This is a genomic window from Pseudomonas sp. lyk4-TYG-107, from assembly GCF_030209055.1.
Lineage (GTDB): Bacteria > Pseudomonadota > Gammaproteobacteria > Pseudomonadales > Pseudomonadaceae > Aquipseudomonas > Aquipseudomonas putida_A.
Window position 1 is genome coordinate 19,700 of sequence record NZ_JARVST010000003.1, and the last position, 15,919, is coordinate 35,618.

A 15,919-nucleotide genomic window follows, 5' to 3' on the forward strand; every position below is an offset into this window, starting at 1 on the left:
GCATTTTGTAACAGGGTGGGTACGACGCCAAGCTATTTACAAACAACCATGAACGTAAGTATATTCCTTAGCAAGCTACTTATCCACTCGACCCGATTTTTTTACCCTTTCACACTTCTTGTGCGCAATGTGCGCGCCTGACCCGAGGATCTTCATGCAATTCAAGCCAGCTGTTACCGCTCTGGTCACTGCCGTCGCCCTGGCATCGCTGCTCAGCGGATGTAAAAAGGAAGAAGCGGCCCCAGCCGCTCCGCCTCCTCAGGTCGGCGTCGTCACCCTGCAACCACAAGCGTTCACCCTCACGTCGGAACTGCCGGGGCGCACCAGTGCGTACCGCATCGCTGAAGTTCGACCACAGGTCAACGGCATCATTCTCAAACGTCTGTTCAAGGAAGGCGGCGACGTCAAAGCCGGCCAGCAGCTGTATCAGATCGATCCGGCAGTCTATGAAGCGACCCTGAAAAGCGCCGAAGCCAACCTGCGTTCGACCAAGTCGATCTCCGACCGCTACAAGCAACTGGTCGACGAGCAGGCCGTGAGCCGCCAGGAATACGACACCGCCGTGGCCAATCGCATGGAATCGGAAGCGTCGTTGCAGAGTGCGCAGATCAACGTGAAATACACCAAGGTCTACGCGCCGATCTCCGGCCGTATCGGCCGTTCTTCGGTGACCGAAGGCGCACTGGTCAGCAATGGTCAGGCCGACGCGATGGCGACGATCCAGCAACTGGACCCGATCTACGTCGACGTTACCCAGTCCTCGGTTGAGCTGCTGGAACTGCGCCGCGAGCTGGAAAGCGGTCGCCTGCAGAAGGCCGGCGACAACTCGGCAGCGGTCAAGTTGACCCTTGAGGACGGCAGCCAATACAAGCTCGACGGTAAGCTGGAATTCTCCGAAGTATCGGTTGATCCGACTACCGGTTCCGTGACCCTGCGCGCCGTGTTCCCGAACCCGGATCACACCCTGTTGCCAGGCATGTTCGTCCGCGCCCAGTTGCAGGCCGGGGTCAACGCCGCGGCCATTCTGGCGCCGCAACAAGGCGTGACCCGTGACCTCAAGGGCACTCCGACCGCACTGGTCGTCGGCCCGGACAACAAGGTTGAACTGCGTCAGCTCAAGGCCAGCCGTACCGTTGGCAGCCAGTGGCTGATCGAAGATGGCCTGAAAGCCGGCGATCGTCTGATCACCGAAGGCCTGCAATACGTTCGCCCAGGTGCTCAGGTCAACCCGACCGAAGCGACCAACGTAGCCAAGAACCCGGCCCCCGCTCAAGCAGCTGACAAAGCCGCTGGCGGCAAAGGGGAGTAACTCATGTCGAAATTTTTTATCGACCGTCCGATTTTCGCCTGGGTAATTGCCCTGGTGATCATGTTGGTCGGGGCACTATCGATCCTGAAATTGCCAATCAACCAGTACCCTAGCATTGCACCGCCGGCCATCGCGATCTCCGTGACCTACCCGGGCGCTTCGGCGCAAACCGTGCAGGACACTGTGGTCCAGGTGATCGAGCAGCAGCTCAACGGTATCGACAACCTGCGTTATGTGTCCTCGGAAAGTAACTCCGACGGCAGCATGACCATCACCGCGACCTTCGAGCAAGGCACCAACTCCGACACCGCGCAGGTTCAGGTCCAGAACAAGCTGAACCTGGCCACCCCGCTGCTGCCGCAGGAAGTGCAGCAACAGGGTATCCGCGTCACCAAGGCAGTGAAGAACTTCCTGTTGGTGATCGGCGTGGTGTCGCGTGACGGCAGCATGACCAAGGACGACCTGTCCAACTACATCGTGTCGAACATGCAGGACCCGATCTCGCGGACCGCCGGTGTCGGTGACTTCCAGGTCTTCGGTGCCCAGTACGCGATGCGCATCTGGCTCGATCCGGCCAAGCTGAACAAGTACAACCTGACGCCGTCTGATGTCAGCGCCGCGATCTCGGCGCAGAACGTCCAGGTGTCTTCCGGTCAGCTCGGCGGTTTGCCGGCGCTGCCTGGCCAGCAACTGAACGCTACGATCATCGGCAAGACCCGTCTGCAGACTGCCGAGCAGTTCAAGGCGATCCTGCTGAAGGTCAATCAGGACGGCTCCCAGGTCCGTGTCGGCGACGTGGCCGACGTCGGTCTGGGTGGTGAAAACTCGAGTATTTCTGCGCAGTTCAACGGCAGCCCGGCGTCCGGTCTGGCGGTAAAACTGGCCAACGGCGCCAACGCCCTCGACACCGCCAAAGCGCTGCGCAAGACGATTGACGACCTCAAGCCGTTCTTCCCGCAAGGCATGGAAGTGGTGTTCCCGTATGACACCACTCCGGTCGTGACCGAGTCGATCAAGGGTGTGGTTGAAACCCTGGTCGAAGCGATCGTGCTGGTGTTCCTGGTGATGTTCCTGTTCCTGCAGAACTTCCGCGCCACCGTCATCACCACGATGACCGTGCCGGTGGTATTGCTCGGTACGTTCGGCATCCTCGCCGCCGCCGGTTTCAGCATCAACACCCTGACCATGTTCGGTATGGTGCTGGCCATCGGCTTGCTGGTGGACGACGCCATCGTCGTGGTGGAAAACGTCGAGCGGGTGATGGCCGAAGAAGGCCTGTCACCGAAGGAAGCGACCAAGAAGTCCATGGGCCAGATCCAGGGTGCCCTGGTCGGTATCGCCCTGGTGCTGTCGGCGGTACTGTTGCCGATGGCGTTCTTCAGCGGTTCCACCGGTGTGATCTACAAGCAGTTCTCGATCACCATCGTCTCGGCCATGGCCCTGTCGGTAATGGTTGCACTGATCTTCACCCCGGCGCTCTGCGCAACCATGCTCAAGCCGATCGCCAAGGGTGACCACGGCACGCCGAAAAAAGGTTTCTTCGGCTGGTTCAACCGCAATTTCGATCGCGGTGTCAGGAGTTACGAGCGCGGTGTCGGCAACATGTTGTCGCGCAAAGCCCCGTACCTGCTGGCGTACCTGCTGATCGTCGTCGGCATGATCTGGCTGTTCACCCGCATTCCAACCGCGTTCCTGCCGGAAGAAGACCAGGGCGTACTGTTCGCCCAGGTGCAAACCCCGGCCGGTTCCAGTGCCGAACGTACTCAAGTCGTGATCGACGAGATGCGTACCTACCTGCTGGATAAAGAAGCGGGGGCGGTGTCCTCGGTGTTCACCGTGAACGGCTTCAACTTTGCCGGTCGTGGTCAGAGTTCGGGTCTGGCGTTCATCATGCTCAAGCCATGGCACGAGCGTGATTCGAGCAACAGCGTGTTTGCCTTGGCACAGCGTGCGCAGCAACACTTCTTCAGTTTCCGCGATGCGATGGTGTTTGCGTTCGCCCCGCCGGCGGTACTGGAATTGGGTAACGCCACCGGTTTCGACGTGTTCCTGCAGGACCGCGCCGGTATCGGTCACGAAAAACTGATGGAAGCCCGCAACCAGTTCCTCGGCATGGCCGCGCAGAGCAAGGTGCTCTACCAGGTACGTCCGAACGGTCTGAACGACGAGCCGCAATACCATCTGGAAATCGACGATGAGAAAGCCCAGGCCCTGGGTCTGAGCCTCTCCGACATCAACAGCACCCTGTCGATCTCCTTCGGTAGTAGCTACGTCAACGACTTCATCGACCGTGGTCGGGTGAAGAAGGTGTATGTGCAAGGTCAGGCCGGTGCGCGCATGAGCCCTGAAGACCTGAAGAAGTGGTACGTGCGCAACAGCGCCGGGACCATGGTGCCGTTCTCCGCGTTCGCCAAGGGCGAGTGGATCTACGGTTCGCCGAAACTGGCGCGTTACAACGGCGTCGAAGCGATGGAAGTGCTCGGTTCTCCGGCGCCGGGTTACTCCACCGGTGAAGCGATGGCCGAAGTCGAAGCGATTGCCAAGAAGCTGCCGGCCGGTGTCGGTATCTCCTGGACCGGTCTGTCCTACGAGGAACGTCTGTCGGGTTCGCAGGCGCCAGCGCTGTACGCCCTGTCGCTGCTGATGGTGTTCCTGTGTCTGGCGGCGCTGTATGAAAGCTGGTCGATTCCGATCGCGGTCATGCTCGTGGTACCGCTGGGGATCATCGGTGCGTTGATGGCCACCAGCCTGCGCGGTCTGTCCAACGACGTGTACTTCCAGGTGGGCCTGTTGACGACCATCGGTCTTGCGGCTAAAAACGCCATTCTGATCGTCGAGTTCGCCAAAGAGCTGCATGAACAAGGGCGCAGTTTGCGCGATGCAGCGATCGAAGCGTGCCGCATGCGTCTGCGACCGATCATCATGACCTCGCTGGCGTTCGTCCTCGGTGTAGTACCGTTGGCGATCTCCACCGGTGCCGGTTCGGGTAGCCAGCACGCGATCGGTACTGGCGTGATTGGCGGTATGCTCACGGCCACGATCCTGGCGATCTTCTGGGTCCCACTGTTCTTCGTCACGGTTTCGTCCATCGGCCAGCGTAAAATCGCCGACCCGGACGAGACGACTGAAACTCCTAAAGAGGCTGGCCAATGAGCAAGTCGCTACTCTCCATCGCAGTCGCCGCCTTCGTGCTGAGCGGTTGCTCGCTGATCCCCGATTATCAGCAGCCTGAAGCACCGGTCGCGGGCCAGTACCCGCAGGGCCCGGCGTACTCGCCGGCCCAGGCTCCGGCGCAAGCCGCTGCCGAACAGGGCTGGAAGCAGTTTTTCCATGACCCGGCCCTGCAACAGCTGATCCAGGTATCACTGGAAAACAACCGCGACCTGCGTGTCGCGGCGCTGAACATCGATGCCTACGCTGCGCAGTACCGCATCCAGCGTGCTGACCTGTTCCCGGCGGTTTCGGCCAATGCCAGCGGCAGCCGTCAGCGGGTTCCGGCCCGTGCCTCGCAGACCGGTGAAGCGAACATCAGCAGTTCCTACACCGCGACCGTCGGCATCAGCGCCTACGAACTCGACCTGTTCGGTCGGGTGCGCAGCCTGAGCGAACAAGCGCTGCAACAATATTTCGCCACCGAAGAAGCGCGCCGCAGCACGCAGATCAGTCTGGTGGCCAGTGTGGCCAACGCCTACATGACCTGGCAGGCCGACAAGGAACTGCTCAAGCTGACGCAAGACACCCTCGGTGCCTTTGAAGAAAGCTACAAGCTGACCAGCCGCAGCAACGAAGTCGGTGTGGCTTCGGCGCTGGACCTGGCGCAGTCGCGCACCTCGGTGGAAAACGCCCGGGCGCAATTGGCCAAGTACACCCGTCAGGTGGCTCAGGACGAAAACAGCCTGACCCTGCTGCTCGGCACCGGCATCCCGGCCAATCTGCAAGCGGCCAAACCGCTGTCGGATGATCTGCTCAGCGACGTACCGGCCGGTCTGCCTTCGGACCTGCTGCAGCGTCGTCCGGACATCCTCCAGGCCGAGTACAACCTGAAAGCGGCCAACGCCAACATCGGCGCCGCCCGTGCAGCGTTCTTCCCGAGCATCAGCCTGACCGCCAACGCGGGCAGCCTGAGCCCGGACCTGTCCGGTCTGTTCAAGGGTGGTTCGGGAACCTGGCTGTTCCAGCCGCAGATCAACCTGCCGATCTTCAACGCCGGCAGCCTGCGTGCCAGCCTCGACTACGCCAAGATCCAGAAGGACATTGGCGTGGCGAACTACGAGAAGTCGATTCAAACCGCCTTCCAGGAAGTCGCCGACGGCCTGGCTGCCCGCCAGACCTACACCGAGCAGTTGCAGGCGCAGCGTGACTTCGTCGCGGCCAACCAGGATTACTACCGCCTGGCCGAGCGTCGTTACCGCATCGGTGTCGACAGCAACTTGACCTTCCTCGACGCCCAGCGTCAGTTGTTCAGTGCTCAACAGGCACTGATCACCGACCGCCTCGCGCAGCTGACCAGTGCGGTCAACCTGTACAAGGCCCTGGGTGGTGGCTGGAATGCGCAGACCGCGCAGAACGAACCGCTGAAAGAAGAAGCACCGAAGATGAAGCTGTTCTGATCATCCGGTGAACACAAGGAGCCCGCCATTTGGCGGGCTTTTTGTTGCCTGTCAGAAAAGTGTGTGGTTTGGGCTGGCCCCTTCGCGAGCAGGCTCGCTCCCACAGGGGATCGCATTCCAAATGTGGGAGCGAGCCTGCTCGCGAAGAGGCCTTCACAGACACCCTGAAATCCAACTGAATCTTGCGTTCGGTAATCGCCCAAAACCCGCTTTCCCCGATTGAATCCCGCCCACCGCGCCCCGCACCATTCGCTCCACAAAACCAATAACAACAGGTTCGACACCATGCTCCCGCGCCCTGTCCCGTCCGGCTGATCGCCGCCGCTTCATCCCTAATTCTGCAAGCTCGTGCCCGCTCCGAAAATGGCGGCAACGGCTCTGTTCGACCTAAAAAAAATAACAAGAGACCCTGCGATGACTCATCCCACTGCGCCGTACGCACTCCCCGGCCTGATCGCCCTGGCCCTGACCGGCGTCGCCCTCCCCGCCGCAGCCGAAGAAGCCGGTTTCGTCGAAGGTGCCAAGGTCAACCTCAACCTGCGCAACTTCTACATCAACCGCAACTTCACCAACCCGACCAAGGCTCAGGGCAAGGCTGAAGAGTGGACGCAGAACTTCATCCTCGACGCCAAATCCGGCTTCACCCAAGGCACCGTTGGCTTCGGCATGGACGTGCTCGGCCTGTACTCGGTGAAACTTGATGGCGGCAAAGGCACCGGTGGCACGCAACTGCTGCCGCTGGATCACGACGGGCGGCCGGCGGACAACTTCGGTCGCACCAACGTCGCGTTCAAGGCCAAGCTCTCTCAGACCGAAATCAAGGTTGGCGAATGGATGCCGGTGCTGCCGATCCTGCGCTCGGACGACGGCCGTTCGCTGCCGCAAACCTTCCGTGGCGGGCAGATCACTTCGAAGGAAATCAACGGGCTGACCCTGTACGGCGGGCAGTTCCGCGCCAACAGCCCGCGCGACGACAGCAGCATGAGCGACATGTCGATGACCGGCAAAGCGGCGTTCACCTCTGATCGCTTCAACTTTCAGGGCGGCGAGTACGTTTTCAACGAAAAACGCACGCAGATCGGCCTGTGGAACGCCGAACTCAAGGACATCTACAGCCAGCAATACCTCAACCTGATTCACAGCCAGCCACTCGGCGACTGGACGCTGGGCGCCAACCTGGGCTTCTTCTACGGCAAGGACGACGGCAGCGCCCGCGCCGGCGAACTCGACAACAAGACCTGGTCGGGGATGTTCTCGGCCCGCTACGGCGGCAACACCTTCTACGTCGGCCTGCAAAAACTCACCGGCGACAGCGCCTGGATGCGGGTCAACGGCACCAGCGGCGGCACCCTCGCCAACGACAGTTACAACGCCAGCTACGACAACGCTCAGGAACGCTCCTGGCAGGTGCGCCACGACTACAACTTCGCCGCCCTGGGCATCCCCGGCCTGACCCTGATGAACCGCTACATCAGCGGCGACAACGTGCACACCGGAACCATCACCGACGGCAAGGAATGGGGCCGCGAATCGGAACTGGGCTACACCGTGCAGAGCGGCGCCCTGCGCGACCTCAACGTGCGCTGGCGCAACTCGACCATGCGCCGCGATTTCAGCAACAACGAGTTCGACGAAAACCGTCTGATCATCAGCTATCCGATCAGCCTGCTCTGAACCCGCACGCCGGCGCTGCACAAGCGGCGCCGGCATCAACCACTGGTCAGCCCGGACTGGCGATTTGTCGAGGCGCAGATACAGTCAACAGAGTGTGTAAATTCTCCAGCCTGCTGTAGGAGCCCTTAGTTTTCTTCCGTTATCTCCGGATGCTGTACGCGAAGCTGCCTTGGCCACGGAGGTCAGGTATGAGCAAGCGAATAGTTATCGTCGGTGGCGGTGTAGGTGGAACCATGCTGGCCAATCAACTGGTCGGCAAGCTGTATCCCGAAGTTCTACGCGGCGACGTCTCGATCACATTGCTGTCCAGTTCCCCCGATCATTACTACAAACCTGCGTTCATGTACGTGGCGTTCAGCCAGTTCTTCGAAGAAGAACTCAAACGTCCGGAACGCTCATTGTTGCGCCCGGAAATCAGTTTCCACGTTGAAGACGTCACCCGTTTCGACTTTTCCGGGCAGCAATTGCGCACCCGTACCGGCAAGCGCTTCGACTATGATTTTCTGGTGATCGCCACCGGCTGCGTGCCGGCGCCGGAACGCATCGCGGGTCTGCAAGAAGCCGGCGACCACTTCTATCAATACCTTCCTGCCCGGCAGTTGGCGCAACGCCTGAACAGCATCGAAAAAGGCCGGATTTTCATTACCGTGTCCTTCCCGCAGACACCGAACGTCCCGCACCAATGCGGAATCGCACCCGTGGAAACGACATTGATGCTGGATGATTTGTTGCGTCGTCGAGGTGTTCGCGAGCAGGTGGAAATCATCTACACCTACCCGACGGTTGCCCAGCTATTGCGCAATTGTCTGTTCTTGCAGCGCCCCACGGGTGAAATTCTGCCGAGCATTTTTGCCCGGAAAAACATTCAATTTCAGCGCGGCTTCACCCTGAGCCATGTGGATCCTGATGCAAAAATCGCCTACTCAGCCGAGGGCGATGCGCAACCCTTCGACATTCTGATGGCTACTCCACCCATCCAGGCCGTCGAGGTGGTGCGTGGGTGCGGCATCTCACACGCCGCCAATGATGAAGGATGGCTGCCGACCAATCACGAAACGCTGCAGGTCTACGGTCTGGAGAATGTCTACGTGATCGGCGACACCGTCGACCTGCCGGTCAGCAAGGCCGGCGGCGCCTGTCATAACCAGGCGCCGGTGATCGCCAACAACATCACCGCCCAGATCCGTCTTGGCGCACCCAACTCGGTATACGACGGGCGGGTACAGGCGGTAGCCCAAATGGGCCTGAATGCCGGGATGCCACTCTGGTACGACTACGCCCACGATGTATTGCCAACACCCCCGACCAAATTGGGCGGTCTGCTCAGAAACGGTTTCAATCGCGGTCTTTACTGGGCGGTGGCCCGGGGAATGCTATGACCCTGCACAGGGAGGAGTGATTGCTCATGAACATGCCCGAGGAAATGTCAGCCACGCCCGGGTTCACTGCGCTGATGGCAAAACTGCAGCCGTTAATCGATGGCGGACGCCTGGAGAATATTGTCGACCTGCTTTCCCTGGTTTCCGATATCGCCGATCTGCTCGACGCGGCCATGGTGGAAAAACTCGCGCAATTGTTCGAGAGCAGCACAGCCGCCACCTGGACAGTCAGTAATGCAGTGCGCGTAGCCAAAGCCGAAGTATCGGCACAGTCAGCGGCGCCGGGCACTCTGGCATTGCTCAAACTGCTGAATGAAGAGGACACACGCAAAGGCGTGGCCGTTGTCCTGAAGACCCTCAACGTCATTGGACGACAACTGTAATCCGCCAGAGAGGACCTCCTCATGAGCGCCAAACTCGAAACGGCAGGGAACGCCTGCACCCACTGGGACGCCAAGGCGTACCAGCAGTTTTCCCGTCTCAGGCAACGCCCGGTCAACGAATTGCTCGACCGCGTCGATCTGCACGACCCTAAACACATTTATGACCTGGGCTGCGGCACCGGCATTGCCACGCAGCTGCTGGCCGAACGCTGGCCGCGTGCGCAGTTGCTGGGTGTCGACAGCTCGCGGCAGATGCTTGATCAGGCCCGGTGCCTGCCGATCAACGCTCAATGGCAAGAGTGCGACCTGCTCGACTGGCAACCCGAACAACCGGCCGATCTGCTGCTCGCGGCGGCGGTGCTGCATTTCATTGGCGATCATCAACACCTGCTGCCGCGCCTGTTGGGGTATCTGAACCCCGGCGGCTGTCTGGCGGCGCACATGCCGGACTGGCGCGAGGCCTTGTGGTATCGACTGATGCTCGACACCCTCGACGACGCGGGACCGGGACACACCCCCATCGGCACACCGCAACTGCGCCAGTGCATGGCTGCGCGGTCATTGTTGACACTGGAGGACTATTACCGCGTGCTGGCGCCGCTGACCACGTCGCTGGAGATCTGGGAAACCGAGCAATTGCAGGTGGTTGGCGGCAAATCGCCGGTGTACGACTGGGTGAAGGTCTCGGCGCTGCGGCCGGTGATGCAGACGCTGACGTCTCAGGAACAGGCGCGGTTTATCTATCACTTCCTGATGCGGGTGCATAAACATTACCCGCCGGAGAAAAACGGGCAGACACTGTTTCCCTTCAAGCGGATTTTCATTGTCGCCAAGGTCTGAGTGTCTGTGCTGATTGATGCATCACGGCGTCTGCCGCTTTCGCAAGCAAGCCCGCTCCCACAGGGAAATGCATTCCCAATGTGGGAGTGAATTTTCATTGTCGCCAGCGTTTGAGTACCTGTGCTGATTGATGCATCACGGCGTCTGCCGCCTTCGCGAGCAAGCCCGCTCCCACAGGGAAATGCATTCCAAATGTGGGAGCGGGCTTGCTCGCGAAGGCGTCAGTTCAGGCACCATCACTCCCGGGATTCGACTCCCAGTTCATCCCACACCGACTCCGCCAGATGAAACGTGGCATTCGCCGCCGGGATCCCGCAATAAATCGCGCTCTGCATGATCACTTCCTTGATCTCGCTCCGGCTCACACCGTTGTTGGCCGCCGCACGCAGATGCAATTTCAGCTCGGCCTCGCGGTTCATCCCGATCAGCATGGCGATGGTGATCAGGCTGCGCGTGTGCCGTGGCAGACCCGGACGGGTCCAGATGTCGCCCCAGGCGTGACGCGTGATCATCTCCTGGAATTCCGAGTTGAACTCGGTCAGCGCATTCAGGCTGCGATCAACGTGGGCATCACCCAATACCGCGCGGCGGACTTGCAGGCCTTCGTCGTAACGTTGTTTCTCGTCCACAAAAACTTCCTCACTGAGCGTTCAGAAACGCCAACACACGATCACTGAAAGCGGCACCGGCCTGCACGTTGGACAGGTGCGCAGCATAGAACTCGGCGTACTCGGCGCCGCGCACATGCTCCTGAATGAAATGCCCGCCGGACGGTGGCGTCACCGCATCTTCAGTACCGGCAATCACCAACAACGGCAGGTTGATCGAGGCCAGTTGCTCACGGAAATCGGCATCGCGCACTGCCGCGCAATTGGCCGCATAACCTTCAGGCGAAGTCGCCGCGAGCATGTCGGTGATCTTCTTCGCCGCGGCCGGATTGGCCGCGGAAAAATCCGGGGTAAACCACCGGGCAATCGACGCATCACGCAATGCGACCATCGCTGCCGGGCCATCACGCAACACGGTTTCGATGCGCGGATTCCACACCGACGGGTCGCCGATCTTCGCGGCGGTGTTGCACACAATCAGTTTGTGCAGACGATGACCGGCATTGATCCCCAGCCACTGGCCGATCAACCCGCCCATCGACAATCCGCAAAAATGCGCGCGCTCGATGTGCAGCGCATCGAGCAGACTCAGCACGTCGCGGCCCAGTTGCTCGATGCTGTAAGGCCCCGGCGTCACCAGCGACTGGCCGTGACCACGGGTGTCGAAACGCAGCACCCGGAAATACTCGGTGAACGCCGGCATCTGCGCGTCCCACATGTGCAGGTCGGTGCCCAGCGAGTTGGACAGCACCAGCACCGGCGCATCGACCGGGCCTTCAATAACGTAATGCAGTTCGCCATCGGCGAGTTGAACGAAAGCCACAGCCCTCTCCTTTCAAACAGACAATGCGTTGTGTTCGGCCACCGCGCGCTCGACCCAGACTTGCGCCTGGCCGAGGTAATGCGCGGGGTCGAGCAGATGATCCAGTTCGGTGCTGCTCAGTTCGGCGGTCACTTGCGGCTCGTCGCCGAGTACCGCACGCAGGTGGCGCTGTTCGGCCACCGCGCGTTTGCAACATTGTTCGAGCAGGTGATGCGCAGTGTCGCGGCCGACCCGCTGCGCGAGGACGATGCTCACCGCTTCGGCCAGCACCAGCCCTTGGGTCAATTGCAGATTGCGCGCCATGCGCTCGGCATCGACTTCCAGACCATCGGCCAGCAAGCACGCCTGTTGCAGCGCACCGGACACCAGGCAGCAGATCTCCGGCAGGGTTTCCCATTCGGCATGCCAAAGACCGAGGCTGCGTTCGTGCTCCTGCGGCATGGCGCTGAACAGCGTCGAGACCAGCCCCGGTACCCGCGTCGCCGCGCCGATCAACACCGCCGCGCCGACCGGATTGCGCTTGTGCGGCATGGTCGAGGAACCGCCCTTACCCGGTGCCGACGGCTCGAACACTTCCGCCGCTTCGGTCTGCATCAACAGACTGACGTCGCGCCCGAGCTTGCCGAGGCTGCCGGCGATCAAACCGAGTACCGCGCCGAACTCGACGATGCGATCACGCTGGGTGTGCCACGGTTGCTCAGGCAAAGTCAGTTGCAGCTCTTCGGCCAGCGCCTGCGCGATCGGCAGCGCTTGCTCGCCGAGCGCCGCAAGGGTGCCGGAAGCACCGCCGAATTGCAGCACCAGCAGCCGCGGCTTGAGTTCGCGCAGACGCTGACGGCTGCGGGTCACCGCGCCGAGCCAACCGGCGATCTTCATCCCGAGGGTCACGGGCGTGGCGTGCTGCAGCCAAGTGCGCCCGGCCAGTGGCGTCGTCGCATGCCGTTTGGCTTGGGTGGCGAGCGAATCGGCGAGCGCTGCCAGATCGCTTTCAATCAGCTCCAGCGCCTGCCGCAATTGCAGGACCAGCCCGGAATCCATCACATCCTGACTGGTCGCCCCCAGATGCACATAACGCTCGGCCTCGGCACTGCTCGCGGCAATCTGCTTGCCCAACGCCTTGACCAGTGGAATCGCCGAGTTACCGGCCGTGGCAATCGCCTCGCCCAGCGCCGCGAAGTCATACAGACCGGCATTGCAAGCGGCGGCAATCGGCGCGACGGCGGACGCCGGAATCACCCCGACCCGCGCTTCGGCCCGGGCCAGCGCCGCTTCGAAATCGAGCATGGCCTGCACCCGGCCCTGATCGCAGAACACCTCGCGCATGTCGCGGGCCGTGAAGTAGGCATCGAACAATTGATTGCCCGGTCGCTGAGTCATAAACAGTCCTTGCCGGCGCGGGCCAATGCGGCCCGCGCACATCGGTTTACAGATCGTGGTGCAAGTACGCCGCCTGTTTCGGCAGGCGCAGGCTAAACAGGAACGCCACCGCCATCATCACCGTGACGTACCAGTAGAACGCGTTTTCCATGCCCCCGGCTTTCAGGCTCAGGGCCACGTATTCCGCCGAACCGCCGAAGATCGCGTTGGCCACCGCATAGGCCAGACCGACGCCGAGGGCGCGGACTTCCGGCGGGAACATTTCGGCTTTCACCAGGCCGCTGATCGAGGTGTAGAAACTGACAATCGCCAGCGCCACGGTGATCAGCACAAAGGCCAGAATCGGGCTGCTGATGCTTTTCAGGCTCAACAGGATCGGCACAGTGAACAGCGTACCGAGCGCGCCGAACCAGAGCATCGAATTACGTCGGCCGATCTTGTCGGCGAGCATGCCGAACAGCGGCTGCATGCACATATACAGGAACAGCGCGCCGGTCATGATGTAGCTGGCGGTCTTGGCGTGCATGCCGGCGGTGTTCACCAGGTACTTCTGCATGTACGTGGTGAAGGTGTAGAAAATCAGCGAGCCACCGGCGGTGTAACCGAGCACGGTGATGAAAGCGGCTTTGTGATCACGGAACAGCGCGCGGATGCTGCCGGCGTCCTTGTTCTCGCGCATTTCCTTGCTGGTGGTTTCTTTCAGGGAGCGACGCAGGAACAGCGAAATCACGGCCGCCACCGCACCGACAACAAATGGAATCCGCCAGCCGTAAGCACGCAGTTCATCTTCACTGAGGAACTGTTGCAGGATCACCACCAGCGACACCGCCAGCAGTTGCCCGCCAATCAGCGTCACGTACTGGAACGAGGCGAAAAAGCCGCGCTGGCCCTTGAGCGCGACTTCACTCATGTAGGTGGCGGTGGTGCCATATTCGCCACCCACCGACAGGCCTTGCAGCAGCCGCGCGAACAGCAACAGCAGCGGTGCCCAGACGCCGATGCTGGCGTAAGTCGGCAGACAGGCGATGAGCAGGGAGCCGAAACACATCATCAGCACCGAAATCATCATCGAGGTCTTGCGGCCCTTCTTGTCCGCCAGCCGCCCGAAAATCCAGCCGCCAATCGGGCGCATCAGAAACCCGGCAGCGAACACCCCGGCCGTGTTGACCAGTTGCACCGTAGGGTTGTCGGAGGGGAAAAACGCCGGGGCGAAATAGATCGCGCAGAAGGCGTAGACGTAGAAGTCGAACCATTCGACCAGGTTGCCGGACGAGGCACCGACAATGGCGAAGATGCGCTTGCTGCGCTCCTCGCCGGTGTAATGAGCGGTGGTAGTGGTCATTGTTTTTTACTCTGAAGGGACAGGTGAGAGTCTAGACACACTTCGCAACAGTCCCGTTCCACGGATACATCCACGAGGCATTACACAACCCCTCCTCTGAAAGAGGGCTTGTGGCGAGGGGATTCATCCCCGATCGAGTGCGCAGCACTCGCAAATCCGGCAGACGCGGTGTGTCAGTTTCACCGTGAACTCCGGTCTTGGGGCTGCTTCGCAGCCCATCGGGGATAAATCCCCTCACCACAAACTCACTCCAATGGAACGAGGTGCGATCAATAATCGAAGAACACCGTCTCCGCCTCAGTGCCCTGCAAAATCACATTCCACTGATACACACCCGCCGCATCCGGCTTCGCCAGCAACGTCCCGCGGCGCTCCGCCGGCACACATTCCAGCAGCGGATCATCGACGTTCGCCGGATCGCCTTCAAAGTAGATGCGTGTCAGCAAGTGCTTGACCAGACCACGGGCAAATACCAGCACCACCAGATGCGGCGCCTGGGTCGAGCCCTTCAGGCCTTCGACCGTGCCCGGTTTGATCGTGGTGAAACGGAAGCGCCCTTCGGCGTCCACCGGCACCCGGCCAAAACCTTCGAAGTGCGGATCCAGCGGTTTGTCCTGCTCGTCTTCCGGGTGCGCGTACTTGCCTGCGGCGTTGGCCTGCCAGACTTCGAGCATCGCGTCGTTGACCACATCGCCGTTGCCGTCAACGACTTGGCCGGTGATCGCCACGCGCTCGCCGAGGGTTTGTTCGACCGCGAGGTTTTCGCGGTTCAGCCAGGTCAGGCCGATGTGGTAGTACGGCCCGACGGTGTGGGACGTGGTGGCAGTCAGCGTCATCTTATTTCTCCATCGGCGTGGCGTCGCGGCCGCGCAAGACGATGTCCCAGCGATAGCCGAGGGCGTAGGACGGAATGGTTTTTTCCAGATCGAAAGCGGCGATCAGACGTTCCTTGGCGGAGGTGTCCGGCACGCAGTTGTAGATCGGGTCGTAGGCCAGCAGCGGGTCGCCGGGGAAATACATCTGCGTCACCAGACGGGTGAGGATGCTCGGCCCGAACAGCGAGAAATGGATGTGCGCCGGTCGCCACGCGTTGTGGTGGTTACCCCACGGATAGGCGCCGGGCTTGATGGTCTGGAACTGATACCAGCCATCGGCGTCGGTCACGGTGCGGCCGGTGCCGGTGAAGTTCGGGTCCAGCGGTGCGTCGTGCAGGTCGCGCTTGTGGTTGTAGCGACCGGCGGCGTTGGCCTGCCAGATCTCCACCAGAATCCCCGGGACCGGCAAACCGTTTTCGTCGAGCACACGGCCGTGAATGATGATGCGCTCGCCCAACGGCTCGCCGTCGTGCTGCGCGGTCAGGTCGTTGTCTTTCTCGGCGACGCGTTCGGCACCGATGGTCGGGCCGGTGATCTCCGACAACGAATGCGGCAGAAACACCAACGGTTTGGACGGCGAGCGCAGGTTGGTGGATTGATACGTCGGGTGCAGGTACTCGGGCTGGGTGCCTTCCTGCGGACGACGGTAGCCAGGCTTGTCAGTCATTTCGCTTTCCTCAGTTCTTATCAGTCGACGCG

The 15,919-nt window shown here is 61.2% G+C and carries 13 protein-coding genes; 7 read left to right on the top strand and 6 right to left on the bottom strand.

What is annotated here, in order from left to right; translation table 11 throughout:
• Positions 1–154: 154 nt before the first annotated feature.
• The 7 genes from emhA to QRN61_RS03565 all read left to right on the top strand — a co-directional run bounded on the left by emhA (position 155) and on the right by QRN61_RS03565 (position 10,195).
• Complete coding sequence (gene emhA, locus QRN61_RS03535; RefSeq protein WP_027614406.1) at positions 155–1,309, top strand: efflux RND transporter periplasmic adaptor subunit EmhA; 1,155 nt, start codon at positions 155–157, stop codon at positions 1,307–1,309.
• 3 nt (positions 1,310–1,312) lie between these two features.
• Complete coding sequence (emhB, locus tag QRN61_RS03540; RefSeq protein ID WP_210557946.1) at positions 1,313–4,462, top strand: efflux RND transporter permease subunit; 3,150 nt, start codon at positions 1,313–1,315, stop codon at positions 4,460–4,462.
• Positions 4,459–5,919 carry an efflux RND transporter outer membrane subunit EmhC gene (emhC, locus tag QRN61_RS03545; protein WP_027614404.1) on the top strand — a complete coding sequence of 487 codons (1,461 nt, stop codon included), beginning with the start codon at positions 4,459–4,461 and terminating at the stop codon, positions 5,917–5,919. Before emhB ends, emhC begins: the two co-directional genes overlap by 4 nt.
• 414 nt (positions 5,920–6,333) lie before the next feature.
• Positions 6,334–7,593, top strand: coding sequence for an OprD family porin (locus tag QRN61_RS03550; protein ID WP_285373235.1), 1,260 nt, complete (start codon positions 6,334–6,336; stop codon positions 7,591–7,593).
• 188 nt (positions 7,594–7,781) lie between these two features.
• Positions 7,782–8,972: an NAD(P)/FAD-dependent oxidoreductase gene (locus QRN61_RS03555; protein WP_285373236.1), complete on the top strand. Its 1,191-nt coding sequence runs from the start codon at positions 7,782–7,784 to the stop codon at positions 8,970–8,972.
• Positions 8,973–8,998: 26 nt separating this feature from the next.
• Positions 8,999–9,355: a DUF1641 domain-containing protein gene (locus QRN61_RS03560; protein WP_027614401.1), complete on the top strand. Its 357-nt coding sequence runs from the start codon at positions 8,999–9,001 to the stop codon at positions 9,353–9,355.
• Between the two features lie 21 nt (positions 9,356–9,376).
• Positions 9,377–10,195, top strand: coding sequence for a methyltransferase domain-containing protein (locus tag QRN61_RS03565; RefSeq protein WP_285373238.1), 819 nt, complete (start codon positions 9,377–9,379; stop codon positions 10,193–10,195).
• Between the two features lie 236 nt (positions 10,196–10,431).
• Here QRN61_RS03565 and pcaC read toward each other — a convergent pair whose 3' ends face one another.
• From pcaC to pcaH, 6 genes are all read right to left on the bottom strand, one after another.
• A complete protein-coding gene (pcaC, locus tag QRN61_RS03570) occupies positions 10,432–10,824 on the bottom strand; it encodes a 4-carboxymuconolactone decarboxylase (RefSeq protein ID WP_027614399.1) in 393 nt (130 codons plus the stop codon).
• 10 nt (positions 10,825–10,834) lie between these two features.
• Positions 10,835–11,626: a 3-oxoadipate enol-lactonase gene (pcaD, locus tag QRN61_RS03575; RefSeq protein ID WP_210557958.1), complete on the bottom strand. Its 792-nt coding sequence runs from the start codon at positions 11,624–11,626 to the stop codon at positions 10,835–10,837.
• Positions 11,627–11,638: 12 nt separating this feature from the next.
• Positions 11,639–13,003, bottom strand: a complete 1,365-nt coding sequence (locus QRN61_RS03580) for a 3-carboxy-cis,cis-muconate cycloisomerase (RefSeq protein ID WP_285373240.1) — start codon at positions 13,001–13,003, stop codon at positions 11,639–11,641.
• A gap of 46 nt (positions 13,004–13,049) precedes the next feature.
• A complete protein-coding gene (locus tag QRN61_RS03585; RefSeq protein ID WP_041070509.1) occupies positions 13,050–14,345 on the bottom strand; it encodes an MFS family transporter in 1,296 nt (431 codons plus the stop codon).
• Between the two features lie 269 nt (positions 14,346–14,614).
• The gene (gene pcaG / locus QRN61_RS03590) at positions 14,615–15,181 is read right to left on the bottom strand and encodes a protocatechuate 3,4-dioxygenase subunit alpha (protein WP_027614395.1); all 567 of its coding nucleotides are present in this window, start codon (positions 15,179–15,181) and stop codon (positions 14,615–14,617) included.
• Between the two features lies 1 nt (position 15,182).
• Entirely contained in the window at positions 15,183–15,887 is a 705-nt protein-coding gene (pcaH, locus tag QRN61_RS03595; protein WP_027614394.1) for a protocatechuate 3,4-dioxygenase subunit beta, read from the bottom strand.
• Positions 15,888–15,919 lie beyond the last annotated feature (32 nt).